At 73.4% G+C, this 16624-nt stretch carries 12 protein-coding genes; 10 read left to right on the forward strand and 2 right to left on the reverse strand.

Features of this window, described 5'->3' with window-relative positions:
- Window positions 1-40 precede the first annotated feature (40 nt).
- The 8 genes from DDQ41_RS32580 to DDQ41_RS19580 all read left to right on the forward strand — a co-directional run bounded on the left by DDQ41_RS32580 (window position 41) and on the right by DDQ41_RS19580 (window position 12306).
- Entirely contained in the window at window positions 41-2626 is a 2586-nt protein-coding gene (locus DDQ41_RS32580; RefSeq protein ID WP_262508510.1) for an ATP-grasp domain-containing protein, read from the forward strand.
- On the forward strand, window positions 2623-3870 hold the full coding sequence (locus DDQ41_RS19545; RefSeq protein WP_109295635.1) for an MFS transporter: 1248 nt from the start codon (window positions 2623-2625) through the stop codon (window positions 3868-3870). Before DDQ41_RS32580 ends, DDQ41_RS19545 begins: the two co-directional genes overlap by 4 nt.
- Complete coding sequence (locus DDQ41_RS19550) at window positions 3867-5174, forward strand: ATP-grasp domain-containing protein (protein WP_262508511.1); 1308 nt, start codon at window positions 3867-3869, stop codon at window positions 5172-5174. The genes DDQ41_RS19545 and DDQ41_RS19550 overlap by 4 nt, the downstream gene beginning before the upstream one ends.
- A gap of 3 nt (window positions 5175-5177) precedes the next feature.
- Window positions 5178-6125, forward strand: coding sequence for a PLP-dependent cysteine synthase family protein (locus DDQ41_RS19555; protein ID WP_109295636.1), 948 nt, complete (start codon window positions 5178-5180; stop codon window positions 6123-6125).
- On the forward strand, window positions 6122-7390 hold the full coding sequence (locus tag DDQ41_RS19560) for an MFS transporter (RefSeq protein ID WP_109297831.1): 1269 nt from the start codon (window positions 6122-6124) through the stop codon (window positions 7388-7390). Before DDQ41_RS19555 ends, DDQ41_RS19560 begins: the two co-directional genes overlap by 4 nt.
- 79 nt (window positions 7391-7469) lie before the next feature.
- Entirely contained in the window at window positions 7470-10268 is a 2799-nt protein-coding gene (locus DDQ41_RS32585) for an ATP-grasp domain-containing protein (protein WP_262508512.1), read from the forward strand.
- On the forward strand, window positions 10265-11038 hold the full coding sequence (locus DDQ41_RS19575) for a hypothetical protein (protein ID WP_109295637.1): 774 nt from the start codon (window positions 10265-10267) through the stop codon (window positions 11036-11038). Before DDQ41_RS32585 ends, DDQ41_RS19575 begins: the two co-directional genes overlap by 4 nt.
- Entirely contained in the window at window positions 11038-12306 is a 1269-nt protein-coding gene (locus tag DDQ41_RS19580; RefSeq protein WP_109295638.1) for an ATP-grasp domain-containing protein, read from the forward strand. The genes DDQ41_RS19575 and DDQ41_RS19580 overlap by 1 nt, the downstream gene beginning before the upstream one ends.
- 74 nt (window positions 12307-12380) lie before the next feature.
- Here the strand turns inward: DDQ41_RS19580 and DDQ41_RS19585 are convergent, their stop codons facing one another.
- Window positions 12381-13295: a LuxR family transcriptional regulator gene (locus DDQ41_RS19585; protein WP_162602707.1), complete on the reverse strand. Its 915-nt coding sequence runs from the start codon at window positions 13293-13295 to the stop codon at window positions 12381-12383.
- A 566-nt stretch (window positions 13296-13861) separates the two neighbouring features.
- Between DDQ41_RS19585 and DDQ41_RS19590 the strand changes: the two genes are divergently transcribed.
- A complete protein-coding gene (locus DDQ41_RS19590; protein ID WP_262508513.1) occupies window positions 13862-15055 on the forward strand; it encodes a 3-deoxy-7-phosphoheptulonate synthase in 1194 nt (397 codons plus the stop codon).
- Window positions 15056-15101: 46 nt separating this feature from the next.
- Entirely contained in the window at window positions 15102-15842 is a 741-nt protein-coding gene (locus DDQ41_RS19595; RefSeq protein WP_109295641.1) for an isocitrate lyase/PEP mutase family protein, read from the forward strand.
- A 51-nt stretch (window positions 15843-15893) separates the two neighbouring features.
- Here DDQ41_RS19595 and DDQ41_RS19600 read toward each other — a convergent pair whose 3' ends face one another.
- Window positions 15894-16541 carry a TRM11 family SAM-dependent methyltransferase gene (locus DDQ41_RS19600; RefSeq protein WP_162602708.1) on the reverse strand — a complete coding sequence of 216 codons (648 nt, stop codon included), beginning with the start codon at window positions 16539-16541 and terminating at the stop codon, window positions 15894-15896.
- Window positions 16542-16624: the final 83 nt, after the last annotated feature.

A 16624-nucleotide genomic window follows, 5' to 3' on the forward strand; every position in this document is an offset into this window, starting at 1 on the left:
AGCGGTTCGCACCCATGCGAACGGACGGACACAAGGACTCATGGACACTCAGACGGCCCCCGGGCCGAGGCCGGACGCCTTCATACTCACCGGGTCCTTCCTGGTGGTCTGCCGGGCGCCGCTCTACCTGGCGGAACTCGCCCGCCGCGGCCTGAAGATCCTGCTGATCACCCCCTCCTCGTGGCGCGAGGACGCACTGGCCGCCGCCAAGGACCCCGACCACCCCGCGTACGCGATCGACGAGATCGCCTTCGTCGACGGCGACGTCAGCCGCGACAACTCCTATCTGCCCGGGGTCCTCTCGGCCGCCCGGCGGTGGCGCGACCACTACCGCATCGCCGGCGCCTACGCCGTCGGCGAGACCCAGGTCGAACCGACCGGTCTGCTCGCCGACGCGCTCGGACTGCGCACCCCCGGCCTCAGGGCCACCCGGGCATGCCGCAGCAAGTACCTCCAGCGCTGGTACCTCCCCGAGTTCAGCCCGGTGTCGCTGACCGTGCCGCCCGAGGGCCGGGCGACGCTCGACCCGGCCGCCGTCCGCTACCCGGTGGTGGTCAAGCCCGCCGGCCGGCACTCCAGCTCCGGCGTCGAGACGGTGACCGGCCCGGACGCCCTGCCGGCCCTGCTCCGCTCCTACCCCGCCCACGAGACCGTCCTCGTCGAGGAGAAGGTCGAGGGCCAGGAGTACTCCGTGGAGAGCCTGGTGCAGGACGGCCGGACCGTCTTCTCCTCCGCCACCCGCAAGGCCACCACCGACTCCCACGCCCACACCTTCGTCGAGCTCTCGCACACCGTGCCCAGCGACCGGCCGGAGGCCGACCCGGTACTGCTGGACGCCAACCGGCGGATGCTGGAGGCCCTCGGCTTCCAGGACGGCATCGCCCACGCCGAGTGGCGGATCGGCGCCGACGGCCGGGCCTATCTGATGGAGGTCGCCGCCCGCACCCCCGGCGACGGGCTGTGCATCCTGTACGAACTCGCCACCGGCGCGCCGCTGGAACCGGAGATCGTGCGGATCGCGCTCGGCGAGCCGGCCTCGTACCCCGAGCCCGCCCGGGTCGCCCGCCAGGTCTACCTGGAGCACGTGCCCGGTGTGCTCACCGACGTCCGGGTCCGGGGCTTCGACGTGGAGCCGGCGTGGGTCGGCGAGGGCGGCCTGTGGCCCGCCGTCGGGCCGGCCTCGCCCACCGACCCGCCGACGCTGCGCGCGGTCCTGGTGCACCGCGACCGCGGCACCGTCCTCGGGCCGCTGCGCAGCTCCGAGGACCGGGCCGTGTCCTTCTTCGTCGACGCCCCCACCGCCGCCGAACTGGACCTGCTGGAGGACCGGGTGCGGCGCGCCGTCACCGTCCACACCGAGCCGGACGTCCCGGACACCGTGACGCACGTCCTGGTCGGCTACAGCCCCGTCATGCTGGCCAAGCTGGACGAGCGGTTGCCGGCCGGCTCGGTGCTGGTCCTGGAGGAACCGGCCGTCATCGACGCCCGGGGCATCACGGCGCTCGCCGAACGGCACCCCTGCGTGGCGGCCCTGTTCCCGGCGCCCAGCCAGGACGAGGCCGACCCCGACCGGGTGGTCCGGGCCGTGCCCCGCCCCGCGGGCGTCCGCGCCGTGGTCCCCGTGGTGGAGTACGGCGTGGTGGTCGCCGCCGCGCTCGCCGAGGCCTGGGGCCTGCCCGGGGCGGGCCCGGAAGCGGCCCGTGTGCTGCGTGACAAGGGCCTGCTGCGCGCCGCCCTGGCCGGCAGCGGCATCGCCCAGCCCGACTGGGCCGTCGTCGAGAGCGCCGGGCAGGTCGCCGGCTTCCGCGCCGCGCACGGCGGACGCTGCGTGCTCAAGCCCGCCAACCGCCAGGCCAGCCTGGGCGTACGGCTGCTGGGACCCGCGGACGACGTCGCCGAGGCGTGGGCGCGGACCACCGCCGCCGACGAGCCGACCCTGCGCGCCCCCTACGAGGAGACCGCCCGGTTCCTGGTGGAGCAGCGGCTGTCCGGGCCCGAGGTGAGCGTCGAGGCCGTGGTCCACGACGGCGAGGTCGGCTTCACCAACATCACCGCCAAGCTGGTGCAGGACAACGGCCACCCGGTCGAGACCGGCCACACCGTCCCCGCCGCACTGCCGCCGTCCCTCGCGGACGCGCTGCGCGAGGCCGTGGCCCGGCTGGTGGACACGACCGGCTTCCGCTCCGGGGTGCTGCACTCCGAGTGGATCCTGGCCGACGGCACCCCGCACCTCGTCGAATGCGCCGGCCGGCTGCCGGGCGGCGGCATCACCGTGCTGATCGACCTCGCCTACGGCACCGACATCCTGCGCGACCTGCTGCACGTGCTCACCGGCGCCGGCCCGGTCGGCCCGCTGCCCGTCCGCCGCGCCGCCGCCGTCCGGTTCCTCGTCGCGCCCCCCGGCGTGGTGGAGTCCGTCACCGGAGCCGACGAGGCGCGGGCCGCGCCGGGCGTCACCGAACTGCACCTCTCGGCCGCCCCCGGCTCCACCGTCCGCTCCGTGACCAGTTCCTGGGAGCGGTCCGGACTGGTCGTCGCCACCGGCGCGGACGCCGCCGAGGCGGGCCGCCGGGCCGAGCACGCCCTGTCCCTGGTCGACATACGCACCGACGGGGGTGCGCGATGAGGCTGCCCTCCCCGAAGGAGTACATACCCGCCACGCCGGCCGGGCGGTCCTTCGCCGTCACCTCGCTGATCAACGCCATCGGCACCGGCCTGTACCTGGCCGGCTCCGCGGTGTTCTTCGTCCGCTCCGTCGGCCTGACCACCTCCCAGGTCGGCTTCGGCCTGGCGCTGTCCGGGGTGGTCGGCTTCCTCACCACGGTGCCCATCGGCGCCCTCGCCGACCGGCTGGGCGCCAAGCCGACCCTGGTGGGGCTCCAACTGTGGCGGGCCGGCGGGTTCGTGGCGCTGGCCTTCGCGCAGGGCATGGTGAGCTTCACGGTGATCTCCTGCTGCCTGGCGGCGGCGGAGGCCGCCACCCAGCCGATGACCCAGGCGGTCGCCTCGGCCACCACCGAGGGAACCGACCGCACCCGCACCATGGCCATCGTCCGCACCGTGCGCAACGTGGGCTTCTCGCTGGGCGCCCTGCTGGCCGCACCGCTGCTGGCCGCCGACCGGGTCTGGACGTACCGGGGCATCGTGCTCGGCACCGCCGCGGCGTTCGTGCTGTCCGCCGCCATGCTGTCCCGGGTGCGCACCGCCACCGCGGCCACCGTCCAGAAGAAGGTGAACCCGCTCGCCGCGCTGCGCGACTTCCGCGACTGGCGGTACCTGCTGCTGACCGCCCTCAACGGGGTCCTCAACCTGCACACCACCATCCTGGCCGTCGGCCTCTCGCTGTGGGCGATCCAGGCCACCGACGTGCCGGCCGCGTTCCTGCCCGTGCTGATCCTGATCAACACCGTGATGTCGATCGTGCTCCAGGTCCCGGTCTCCCGGATGGTGGAGCGCGAGCGCGGGGCCGAACGAGCCCTGAGAATGGGCGGGTTCGCACTGACGCTGTGCTGCCTGGCGCTCGCCCTGTCCGCGGCCCCGTCCTCCGCGCTGACGGCCGCCGCGGTGCTGCTGGCGGCCTGCGTGCTGCTCACCTTCGGCGAGATGTGGCAGGCGGTCGGCGGCTGGGAGCTGAGCTACGACTTCGCGCCCGAGGACCGCAAGGGCGTCTACCTGTCGGTGTTCAGCCTCGGCAACACCGGTCAGCGGATCGTGGGACCGGCGCTCATCACGTCCGTGGTGATCGCGGCCGGTCCCGCCGGCTGGATCGGCCTGGCGGTCCTCTTCGGTCTCGCCGCACTGCTCGTCCGGCCCGTCACCCGCACGCTGTCCGCGGCGCGGTTGCCCGTGGAGAAGGAGGTGGCGCCGTGAGCGCGCCCAGGGACCTGCTGCTCGTCGGCGTCGGCACGATGGGCCGGCCCTATCTGGAGGCGGCCGCCCGGCTCGGCCTGCGGGTACGCGCCGTGGAGGCGGCGGCCGGCTGGGAGGGCCGGCCGCTCGGACTGGCCGAGGACTTCTACCGGGTCGACGGCCGCGAGGAGGAGCACTGGACGGCCGCGGTCGCCCGGGCCGTCGCCGACCGGGAGCCGGACGGCGTGGTGTCCTTCGCCGAACCGCACGTGCTCGCCGGGGCCCTGGTGCAGGAGCGGCTCGGCCTGCCCGGCCCGTCGCTGCACGCCGCCGTGGTCTCCCGCAACAAGGCGCTGCAACGCGCCCTCTTCGCCGCCCACGGCGTCCGGCAGCCCGGGCACCTGCTGGTGGCGGACGTGGCCGACGCCCGTGACTGGATGCTGGAGCGGCTGCCCGTGGTGGTCAAGCCGCTCACCCGGGCGGGCAGCGAGGGCGTCGAACTGGTCCGCAGCCCCGAGGAGGCCGCCGAGGTCGTCGCCCGCCGCTCCGGCGAGGGCAAGGTCCTGGTCGAGGAGGCCGTCGAGGGACCGGAGTACAGCTGGGAGGCGCTGGTACGCGACGGCGAGGTGCTGTTCGAGAACGTCACGGCCAAGGAGACCACCCCGCCGCCGTACTTCGTCGAACTCACCCACCGCTGCGCCCACCGCTTCGAGGACGGTGAACCGGCCGCCCGGGTCCACGAGCTGACCCGGCGCGTGCTGGGCGCCGTCGGCATGCGGACCGGCCTGGTGCACCTGGAGTTCAAGGTCGGCAGGCACGGCCCGGCGCTGATGGAGATCGCGGTGCGCACCCCGGGCGACTACCTGCCCGACGCGGTCGGCCTGGCCTACGGATTCGACCTGTACGAGGCCGTGCTCAGGCTGGCCCTCGGGCTCCCCGTCGACGAGCTGATCCGCACCGAGCCGGTCTCCTGGCCCGCCACCCACTTCCCGACCGCGGCCCCCGGGACGATCACCGCGATCACGGGCGTCGAGGAGACCGCGGCGCACCCGTCGGTGGTCCGGGTCCGGCTGCGCAAGCGGCCCGGCGACACCGTCCTGCCGCTGACGTCCTCCTCCCGGCGGATGGGCCATGTGCTCGTCGACGCGCCCTCCCCGACCGAGCGCGAGGACGCGCTGAAGCGCGTGCGGCAGACCCTGAGGATCACCACCCGGAAGAACACCGCGGACGAGACCACCGCCGAGAAGCCCACCGCAGAGAAGCCCACCGCAGAGAAGCCCACCGCAGAGAAGCCCGCCACCGAGCAGCACCGACCCCCGAGGTAACCGATGACCAACCCACCGGCCGCGGGGGTGACCGACTCCTTCGAGGACCTGGTCGGCAACACCCCCCTGCTGCACCTGCGCATGGACGGGGTCCCACGGGACGTGACCGTCCTGGCCAAACTGGAGGCGGCGAACCCGCTGTCCAGCATCAAGGACCGCCCCGCCCTGTACATGATCCGCGCCGCGAGGGCCTCCGGCGAACTGGCGCCCGGGGCCACCGTCATCGAGTCCACCTCCGGCAACACCGGCATCGCGCTGGCCGCCCTGGCCGCCGCCATGGGCCACCCGTGCCTGATCGTGCTCCCCCGGAACGCCTCCGCGGAGCGCATCATGACGCTGCGGATGCTCGGCGCCGAAGTGGAGTTCACCGACCCCGAACTGGGCTTCGCCGGCTGCGTCGAGCGCGCCGGGAAGCTCCACGCGGAGATCCCCGGCTCCTGGTACGCCCGGCAGCACGAGAACCCGGCCAACGTCCGGGCCCACTACGAGACCACCGGGCCGGAGATCTGGCGCGGCACCGGCGGGCGGGTGGACGTCCTGGTCTGCGGGGTCGGCACCGGCGGCACCCTCACCGGGATCGCCCACTACCTGCGCGAGCGCAACCCCGCGCTGCGCGTCGTCGCGGTCGAGCCCGAGGGCTCCGCGCTGCTGTCCGGCGGCGCCCCCGGCCCGCACCGGATACCCGGCCTGAACGGCGGCTTCACCAGCCCCGTCACCGATGTCGACTGCATCGACGAGGTGGTCGTGGTCTCCGACGCGGACGCCGCCGCCGCGACCCGGGCGCTGGCCGCCGGCAGCGGCCTGCTGGTCGGTGTCTCCTCCGGCGCCGCCGCCCACGCCTGCCGGGAGCTGACGCACCGTCACGATCTGTCCGGGGCGACCCTCGTCACCGTCTTCCCCGACAGCGGAGAGCGCTACCTCAGCTGGTGGCCGCCGGAGGAGGAGCGGTGAGATTCGGCGAACTGCACCGCAACCTCAAGCTGCGGATCGGCGTCGGCTTCTTCCAGCGGTTCTTCGACATCATGCTCGTCCCGCTGATGGTCATCCACTTCTCCCGCCTGTACGGTGCGGCCACCGCCGGCCTGATGACCCTGGTCGTCGCGGTGGCGACGGTGGGCTGCAACCTGGTCGGCGGGCACCTGGCCGACGTGTACGGGCGCCGCAGGGTGCTGATGGCCGGCGAGATCGGCGTCTTCCTCTCCTACACGGGCCTCGCCCTGGTCAACTCGCCGCTGGTGCAGTCCGGTCCGGCGACCTACGCGCTCTATCTGTGCGCCGCCTGCATGGCGGCCCTCGCGCTGCCCGCCAACGAGGCGATGATCGTGGACGTCTCCACCCCGGAGAGCCGCACCGCCGTCTACACGATCAACTACTGGGTCATCAACGTCGCCTTCATGCTCGGCTCGCTGGTCGGCGGCTTCTTCTACGGCGGCTACTTCTTCCAGCTGCTGACCGCGGCCGCGGTCGCCACCGGCGGGATCTTCGTGGTGACCTTCCTGGCGCTGACCGAGACCGCGCCGCCCGAGGCCGCGCGCAATCCCCGCGGGGTGCGCCCCGCCCTGCGCGGCTATATCGCGGTGACCCGCGACAGGGTGTTCCTGCGGCTGGTCCTGGCGGCCCTGCTGGTCTGGTCCGTGGAGGTCCAGATCTCCTCCTACCTCGCCGTCCGGCTCGGCTCCGACTTCCCCGAGCAGCAACTGCTGTCGCTGGGCTCCTGGCAGGTGACCGTCGACGGCGTGAACGTGCTGGGCATCCTGCGGGCCACCAACACCCTGCTCGTCGTGGCCTGCGGCCTGTGGGTGGGCAGGCTGCTGGGGCGCCTCGACGACCGGCTGCGCCTGGTGGCCGGGGTGGTGGTCTTCACCGCCGGCTATATCGCGTGGGCGCTCGGCGACAACGCCTGGCTGATGATCGCGGCGGCCGTCGTGGTCACCCTGGGGGAGCTGATGAACCAGCCCGTCAACCAGAGCCTGGTGGCCGCCCTGGTGCCCGCCGGCTCCCGTACCAAGTACATGGCCGCCTACGGACTGCACGTGCGGCTCGGCTACATGGTCGGCTCGCTGTCGGTGATCCTCGGATCGGTCGTCGAGTCCTGGGTGATGGCCCTGCTGTACGCGGTCTTCTGCGCGGCCGCGATCCTGCTGTACCGGCAGCTCTTCCGGATCCAGGACGCCCGCACAGCGGCGGAGGAGCCGAAGGCCGAGGCCGGCGCATGACCACGAGCACCCCACCGGTGCCCGCAGAAGAGGGGGCCACCGGTGACCCCCGCACCCGCCGTGGATGGGATGGCACTCCGTGACCGAGCACGCAGCACCCGCGAACACCGAGCACGCGGCACCCGCGAAGGGCGAGCACGCGGTACCCGCGAACACCGAGCACGCGGTACCCGCGAACACCGAGCACGCGGTACCCGCGAAGGGCGAGCACGCGGTACCCGCGAACACCGAGCACGCGGTACCTGCGAAGGGCGAGCACGCGGTACCCGCGAACAACCGGCTGCTGATGGTGCAGCCGTACACCCAGTTCGTCGAGAAGGCCGTCGCCCTCGGCTTCGAGGTCTGGTCGATCTGGGACCCGACGCTCCAGCCGGCCTCCTATCTCGCGGGGGTCGAGAAGGTCTCCAGGGAGATGCTGTGGGTGGACTTCTCCGACGAGGCCGCGCTGCGCGGCCTGGTCCGCCGGACCGCGCTCGCCCACGACGTCGGCTGTGTGCTGCACCTCGGTGAGGAGGCCACCATGGTGGCCGTCGCCGAGGAGGCCCAGGCCCTCGGGCTGGCCCTCAACCCGCCGGAGGCGCTCCGGCGGCTCAACGACAAGGCGGCGCTGCGCGAGCTGCTCGCCGAGCACGGCCTGTCCCCGGTGCGCACCGCGGTCGCCGGCACCCCCGACGAGGTCGGGTCCGTGCTGGCCGGCTTCGGGCTGCCCGCGGTGGTGAAACCGACCCGGCTTCAGGGCAGCGCCGCCGTACGGCTGGTGGCGGGCCCCGCCGACCTCGACGCCTGGCGGCGGGAGCTGGCCGGCCACGGGTACGGGGGGCCGGTGCTGGTCGAGGAGTACCTGCGGGGGCCGGAGTTCAGCGTCGAGACGCTCACCCGCGGGGGCCGCCATCTGGTGGTCGGCGTCACCGCCAAGCGCAAGACGCCCGCCCCGGCGTTCGTGGAGACCGGGCACGTCTTCCCCGCGCCGCTGCCGGACGCCGACACCGACGCGATCGGCGAGCTGGTCACCGCGGTACTGGACGCGGCCGGATACCGGTTCGGCCCGGCGCACACCGAGGTCATCCTCACCGAAGCCGGCCCCCGGGTGGTGGAGTCGCAGGCCCGGCTCGGCGGCGACCGGATCCCCGCGCTCATCCGGCTCGCCACCGGCTTCGACATCGAGGGGGCCGTCTTCGACCTGCTGGTCGGCGGCACCGCCGAGCCCGCCCCCGCCGAACGGACGGCCGCGATCTCGTTCTTCGCGTTCCCGCCGGGCAGGATCACCCGCCTGGAGGGCATGGCGGAACTCGACGCCCTCCCCCATGTGCACGGCGTCCGGTTCCCGTTCGCCGAGGGCGACGTGCTGCCGCCGACCCGGCACTCCGGCTCCCGGCACGGCCATGTGATCGTGACGGGCGGCACCGCCGAGGAGGCCGAGCGCCTGGCCGCCGAGACGAAGGCGCTGCCGAGGGTGGAGACGGTCTCCGCCGTGCTGAACGCCGTACGGGCGGCGCCCGCCGCCCCGATGCGGCCCGACCGCACCCTGCTCCTGATCGGGCACCTCACCGAACCGGTGCGGATCGCCAAGGAGCTGGGGCTGAACGTGATCCTGGTCCAGCACAAGGAGAAGTTCCAGCCCGAGCAGGCCGAGCTGGCCGACGTCACCCTGATCGCGGACTACACCGACTGGTCGGTGCTGGAGCCGCTCGCCCGGGCCGCCCACACGATCTGGAACTTCTCCGCCGCGCTGTCGCTCACCGAACCCGGTCTCGAGCCCGCGGGGCGGGTGAACGACCTGTTCGGCCTCGGCGGCACCGGCTTCGAACCGGCCCGGCTGCTCCGCGACAAGCTCGCCATGCGCCGCCACCTCGCCGCGGCCGGCGCCCCCGCGGTCGCCGCCGAGCCGCTCACCGACCGGGACTCACTGGCCGCGTTCGGCGCGGCCCACGGCTACCCGTTCGTGGTCAAGCCGGTGGACCTGACCGCCGGTTACGCCCTGTTCCGGGTCGCCGGCCCGCAGGAGGTGGACGGGGTGTGGGAGCGGATCGGCGAGGCCCGCCGCACCGGCATGGACCGCGGCTCCACGATGTACGCGGTCACCGAGTTCCTGATGGAGCAGTACATCGACGGCCCCGAGTACAGCGTCGAGGCCTTCAGCTTCCACGGGCGGCACACCGTGGTCGCCGTCACCGAGAAGCTCACCGGCGGCGGGCACTTCGTGGAGCTCGGGCACGCCCAGCCGGCCCGGCTGGACCCGGCGGACGAGCAGCGCCTCGTCGAGGCCGCCGGCGAGTTCCTCGACGCGATCGGCATCACCGACGGCCCCAGCCACACCGAGCTGCGGCTCAGCTCGCGCGGGCCGCTCATCATCGAGGGCCATAACCGGCTGGGCGGCGACCGCATCCCGGAACTGGTCCAGGCCGCGTACGGCGTCGATCTGACCCGCTACGCCCTCGCCTGGCCGTTCGGCCTGGTGGAGCCGATGACCAAGCGCCCGGAGCCGATCGCGGCCGGCTGTGTGCGGGGCATCGTCGGCCGGCCCGGCCGGGTCGCCGCGATCACCGGCGCCGACGAGCTGCGCGCCCATCCGTCGGTGCTCGCCCTCGACCTGGCGGCCCGTACCGGTTCGGTGGTCCGGCCGATCCGGGACAACTGGGACCGGCTCGGCCTGCTGGCCGTCACCGCCGCCGGCACCGACGAGGCGGTCGCGCTCTGCGAGGAACTGCTCGCCACCGCGCTGACCGTGTCGATCGAGCCCGAGTCCGAGTCCGAGCCCGAGCCCGAGTCCGAGCCCGAGACCGAGGACAAGTCCGAGTCCGAGGACAAGTCCGAGCCCGAGGTCAAGGTCAAGGACAAGGACAAGGACAAGGACCAGTCCGAGGGCGAGGACCGATGACCCTCGTCGTGCTGGACCCCGACGGCCGGTACGCGGCCGGCTGCCCCGGCTGGCTCGCCGACGCCGGCGAGGAACTGCACCTGGTCACCGGCCGGGCGGGTGCCCACCCGGGCTTCGCCCGGGTGTCGGTGGTGGAGCGGTACGAGCGCGGCACCGGTGCCGAGTCGGCCGTCCTCGCCGCCGCCGCCCGCACGCCGGTCCGGGCGGTGGTCGCGATCGCGCCGGGGGACCAGGTGCGGGCGGCGTGCCTGCGCGAGCGGTTCGGTCTGCCGGGCCGGTCCCGCGAGGCCGCGCTGGCCCTCGCCGACTCGGTGGCGGCGCATGCGCTGCTGGCGCGGGCCGGGATCGCCACGACTCCCCGGGCGGAGGTGCGACGGGTCGCCGACCTGTACTGGTGGGCGCATCGGTGGGGCTATCCGCTGGCGATCCGGCGCCGCCGGGGCCGGGACCGGCCGGTGATCGCCGAGCCGGGCGACGAGGCGGCGCTGCGTGCCGCGGTGGCGGGCGGGCTGCTGCCCGTCGACCCGGCCGCGGTACCGGGTCTGACCGTCGAACCGGCCGTCACCGGGGAGCCGCGGTGCGACGTGGACCTGCCGCTTCCCGGCGCGCTGCCCGTCGACCCGGGGCTCCCGTACGTGGTGGAGACCGTCCGGGGCCCGGACGGGGACCGGTTGGTGCACGCGGTGCGCTACGCCCCCGCGGTCCGGCCGGCCCGCGAACTGGTGCGGGCCCAGGCCGGGATGGGCCCGCTGCCCGCGGAGGTGTTCTGATGTCCGTACTGATTCTGCACCACCGTGGTTCGCTGGCGGGAACCCCCTACCATGAGTGGCTGGCGGACTACGGGGGCGATCTGCTGCTGATCGCCTCCCGCGAGCATCTGGCCCTGGTCTGCGAGGAGTTGCCGCCCGGGGGCGGGGCCTACCTGCGGACCGCGGCAGTGGACGCGTACGAGACCGGGGGGGAGCTGGAGTCGCTCGCCCTGACCTGGGCGCGCGAGCACGGCGTCACCCACCTCGTCGCCTGTCAGGAGCGCGATCTGGAGCGGGCCGCCGAGCTGCGCGAGGTGCTCGGGCTGCCCGGGCAGCGGATGGACACCGTGCTCCCGTACCGCGACAAGGCGCTGATGAAGCGCCGGGCCGAGGCGGCGGGACTGGCCGTGGCCCCGTATCTGGAGGTGGAGTGCGCCACCGAACTCGTCGGCTTCGCCGAGCGGTACGGCTTCCCGCTGGTGCTCAAGCCGGTGGACAGCGCCGGCTCGGTCGGCCTGCGGATCCTCCGGTCCCGCGGGGAGTTCGACGCGTACCTCGCCGACGGTCTCGACCTGTACGGGCCGCATCTGCCGAACCTGCTCGCCGAGGCGTTCGTGCCGGGCCGGATGTGCCATGTGGACGGGCTGGTCGTGGGCGGCCGTACGGTGTTCGCCTGGGCGTCGCAGTACCAGTACGCGCTGGCCTCGTACGCGACCGACACGGGGGGCCGGCTGGATCTGACCCTTGACGTCGACGATCCGCTGACCCACCGGCTGCTCGAGTTCACCGAGCGGGCCCTGGCGGCGCTCGGCGGCCCGGAGGACTTCGCCTTCCACGCGGAGGTGTTCCACACGCCCGGGGACGAGCTGGTGCTGTGCGAGGTCGCGTGCCGCAACGGCGGTGCCGCGATCCGCGACATCGTCCGGCTGATGTTCGGGGTGGATCCGGGCGAGGCGTGGGTCCGGGCGCAGCTCGGCCTGCCGCTGCCCGGCTGGCTCGGCGCGGAGAAGCGCACACCGCTGCGGATGGTGGGACAGCTGGTGCTGATGAAGCGTCCCGGCCGGGTGGTGCGGATTCCGCAGAGCCCGCCGGACCTGCCCTGGGTCGAGAAGTTCCAGGTGTTCGTCGAGCCGGGGCAGACCATGCGGGAGGCCGCGTTCTCCGCCGACTTCCTCCTGACCGCGCTGGTCTCGGGCACGGACCGGGCGGAGTGCGAGGCCCGGCTGCGGGCCCTGGAGGGCTGGTTCCTGGGCGAGCTGGTCCTCGAGCCGGCCGACGGGGCGGTCTGAGCCGTCCCCCGATCGCCCGGGGCGTGGCCCGGCCGGCACTGCACGCCGGCCGGGCCACTGGTGCGCCCGTCCGGTCAGGGCCGGTCGGGTGCCTCCTCCCGGCCGGCCGCGGCGCCGCTCCGGAGCCCCATCAGATAGCCGAGCTGGAGCCGGTGTTCGGCACCGTGCTCCTCCTTGAGCCGGGCGACGTGGGCCTGGAGCGAGCGCAGGCTGAGTCCCAGCCTCCGGGCGATCTCCTTGTCCGACCTGCCTTCGATGAGCAGCCTCCGGATCGACCCGCGGATCGCCGGAATGACCTCGGGTGCCGCGTCCGCCGCCCGCACCGGCAGGAACGGGTACGACTCGGCGCGGTCCCAGGCACGCTCGAAGATGTCGGCGAGGAAGTGCACCACGGCCGGGAGGGTGATCAGCACGGCCGAGGTGCGCGCGGCGTTCGCCGGAATCAGCGCGGCCCGCCGGTCGACGATGATCATCCTGTCGAAGAACTCCGCCAGGGTCCGCACTTGGGCGCCGTACGACGTGACGGCTCGGACGTACTCCTTGGTGGGTTCGTCGAAGCGCGTGCTGTGCTGGTAGAGCGTCCGCATGGAGACGCCGGCCGCGATCCGGTCGCGCACCGCGGTCAACGCCTCGTCCAGTACCGCGATCGGGCGCGGCCCGTCGGGCTGGGCGGTGAGGATCTCGGACGTGACCCCGTCGATCAGGTCCTGGATCGCTTCGTTGATCTCGGGCAGTCCTTCGATGCTCTCGAAGCCCATCGCCCTCGCGGGAAGCTCCGGTTCGGGCAGCCGCACGGTCGCGGAGGGAGCCCGGCCCGCTGTGAGGGAGACGGCGCGGGACAGGTCTCCCAGGGCTTCGCCGACCCGGGCCAGTGCCTCGCGGCAGGCCGGGTCGCCGGGTGGCAGGGTGATGGCCACGGTGCCGTCCTTGGTCTCGGCGCCGGTCACTATTAAGCCCATACTGTCTGATTTATTCCAGTGTATTTTCATTTGCATCCTTCGCTTCACCGAAGTGCGCCTACCCGAAGTATCGGTCATCCTGTTCAGACAGTCGAGGGGGATACATAGTTGCCTCAGCGGGGGCAACCGGGCTGGTCAGGACGTATTAATTGCGTGTTTGCAATCGGTATGCCGTATGGACTGCCGCAATCTCCATTACCGTTGAGCCACGGTGAATCAAGCAGGGGGAAGACAATGACGATCCGCGAAATACACGACACTGCGCGCAGAACCCCGGCATCGGCCGGAACCGGACGAGCCGGCATCGAGTGCTCCGGTGGCACCAAGGACGTGGGCTGGAACGCCGTCCCCGGTCCTGTCCGGATGATCTGATCCGCCCCGGCCTGACCGCCCTCGCCCCCACTCGCACCACTCGTACCACTGCCTCACTGCAACTGGCCCGACACTAGGACGAGTTCGGTACCGGGGTACACCCTTCGGCCCCGGGAAGCCCGCCGGCCGCCCGGTGCCGGACGGACCCGCCGAGGCAGCGCGAGAGCCGCGCCCCTCGGCGGACGAAGGGGCGATACCTCATGAACCCGAACCACCCATCCGCCGTGACCCGCCCACCCGCCGCACAGCAGCCCGACTGGCCCGACCCGCAAGCGCTGCGTCTGGCCGCCGAGGACATCGCCGCCCTCCCCGCGCTCGTCGCGGCCGAGGACTGCGACCGCCTGCGGGAGCGGCTGGCGGCGGTCGCCCGAGGCGAGGCGCTTCTGCTCCAGGGCGGCGACTGCGCCGAGAGCCTCGACGAGGCGGGCCCGGACACCACCGCGGCCAAGTACCGCACCCTGAACCTCATGGCCGCCGTCATCTCCGAGGCCTCCGGGCTTCCCGTGGTCAAACTGGGCCGTATCGCGGGCCAGTTCGCCAAACCCCGGTCGCAGCCCACCGAACTGCGCGAGGGCGTCGAACTCCCCTCCTACCGGGGGGACATGGTCAACGGCCCGGCCTTCACCGCCGCCGACCGCACCCCGGACCCGGACCGGCTGCGGCGCGTCTACCGCGCGTCCCTGGAGACCCTGGACGACCTGGGCCGGCTCACCGCCGCCGACGGCGGTGAGTTCTGGACCAGCCACGAGGCCCTGATCCTGGAGTACGAGCGAGCGCTCTGCCGCCTCACCCCGGCCGGTCGCTACGCCCTCTCCGGCCACCTGCTCTGGATAGGCGAGCGCACCCGCCGGCCGGACGGCGCGCACGTCGCCTTCGCCGCCCGGGTGCGCAATCCGATCGCCGTCAAACTCGGCCCGTCCAGCACCCCGGACGACGCGCTGCGCCTGATCGACCTGCTCGACCCGGACCGTGAACCGGGCCGGCTGACCTTCATCAGCCGGATGGGCGCCGGCGCGGTGCGCGAGGCGCTCCCGGACCTGGTGGCGAAGGTGGCGGCCTCCGGCGCCGAGGTGGTCTGGATCTGCGATCCCGTGCACGGCAACACCGTCTCCTCCCCGACGGGGCACAAGACCCGCAGGCTCGACGACGTGCTGGACGAGATCAGGGGCTTCCTGGAGGTCCATCGATCCCTGGGGACCCATCCCGGCGGCGTCCACCTGGAACTGACCGGCGATCATGTCACCGAGTGCGTGGGCGGCACCTACGAGATCCGCTTCGAGGACCTGCCGACCCGCTACGAGACCGTCTGCGACCCCCGGCTGAACCTCGGTCAGTCACTGGACGTCGCCTTCGAACTCGCTGCCATGTACACGGCTTCTCCGGTCACCGACCGTGGGACCACCTGGGCGACGGTGTGACTCTGCCACCCCGTCCCCCGACGACGACGAACGAGGAGACCGCCTGATGGTGGCTACCCCTGCCGGGGAGTTCCTGGCACTTCACGAGCGCACCGACCCCGGGGACCCGCTGGTCATCCCCAACGTCTGGGACGCGGTCAGCGCGCGCGCGTTCGCCGAGGCCGGCTTCCCCGCGCTGGCGACGTCCAGCTCGGCGGTCGCCGCCGTGCTCGGCTACGACGACGGCGAGGACACCCCGGCCGACGAGATGTTCGCCGCGATCAGGCGGATCGTCCGCTCCGTCGGCGTACCGGTGACGGCGGACATCGAGGCCGGCTACGGCCTCGCCCCGGCCGAGATCGTCGAGCGGCTGCTCGACGCGGGAGCGGCCGGCTGCAACCTGGAGGACTCCAGGGCGGGGCGGCTCAAGGACGCCGAGCAGCACGCGGAGTGGCTCTCCGAGGTCAGCGTCGCCGCCGGCGAGCGGCTGGTGCTGAACGCCCGGGTCGACACCTTCCTCTACGGCGACCGCTCGGCCGAGTCGGCGGTCAAGCGAGCCTGCCGGTACGTCGACGCCGGCGCGGACGTCGTCTACCCGATCCTGGCCCCCGAGGAACTGCTCCCCGACCTGGCCAACGGCGTCGGCAAGCCGCTGAACGCCCTGTACCGCCCGGGCAGCGCGTCGCCCAGCCGGCTCGGCTCCCTCGGCGCCGCCCGGGTCACCTTCGGCGGCGGCCTGCACCAGGAGGCCGCCGCCGACGTCACCGAACTGGCCCGGAAGATCGGGCGGGCGTACGGCACCCGGTAGGTCCCGGGCGCCCCCGGCGGGCGGTGACCGGGCCCGAACGCCTGCCGACCGCTACTTGGCGGCCATCAGCAGGTACTCGTGCGACCGATTGGTCAGCATCGGGTCGTCACCGCCCGTCGGGCGGTCGTACAGATGGATCCGCTCGTCGCCCAGTGTGAGATGGCGTCCCAGCACCCGCGCGGCGTCCCAGGCCAGCGGAACGAACCGGTCGTCGATCCGCCGGTTCTGGACCGCGATCACGGCCCGGGCGCCCGGCCGCATGGTCTCCGCGATCGCGCCGAACGCCTCGTCCAGCGCGCCCAGGTAGTCCTCGTAGCCGCGCAGCGCGTAGAACTGCGCCCCGTCGGTGGCGTCGGTGTTCAGGTTGGTGCCGAAGTACGGCAGATCGCACAGGACCAGATCGACCGAGCCCGCCTCCAGCGGGGGCTTGCGGGCGTCACCGCAGACCATCTCCTGCCCCGGGTAGGCCTCCAGGCGCCTGCGCGCGTTCTCGGCGCGCTCCGCGTCCACCTCGATGCCGAACCCGCGCCGCCCCTCCACCGAGGCCGCGACCAGCGTCGTCCCCCACCCGGCGAACGGGTCGAGAACCAGTTCCCCGGGCGCGCTGAGCTCCCGGATCAACGGCCGCAACTGGCTGACCAGACCGGCCTGCCCCGCCGCCTCTGGAAGCGCGTGCTCCGGGTCCTCTCCTCCGAGCACGAGCCAACTGGCCACCCCCACCGCGAATCACGCATCCCTTCGCACTCCCGGCCGCGGTCAGGGCACCGCGTGGTACCGGGACC

Origin of the sequence: Streptomyces spongiicola, assembly GCF_003122365.1 — a bacterium.
Taxonomy (GTDB): Bacteria; Actinomycetota; Actinomycetes; order Streptomycetales; family Streptomycetaceae; genus Streptomyces; species Streptomyces spongiicola.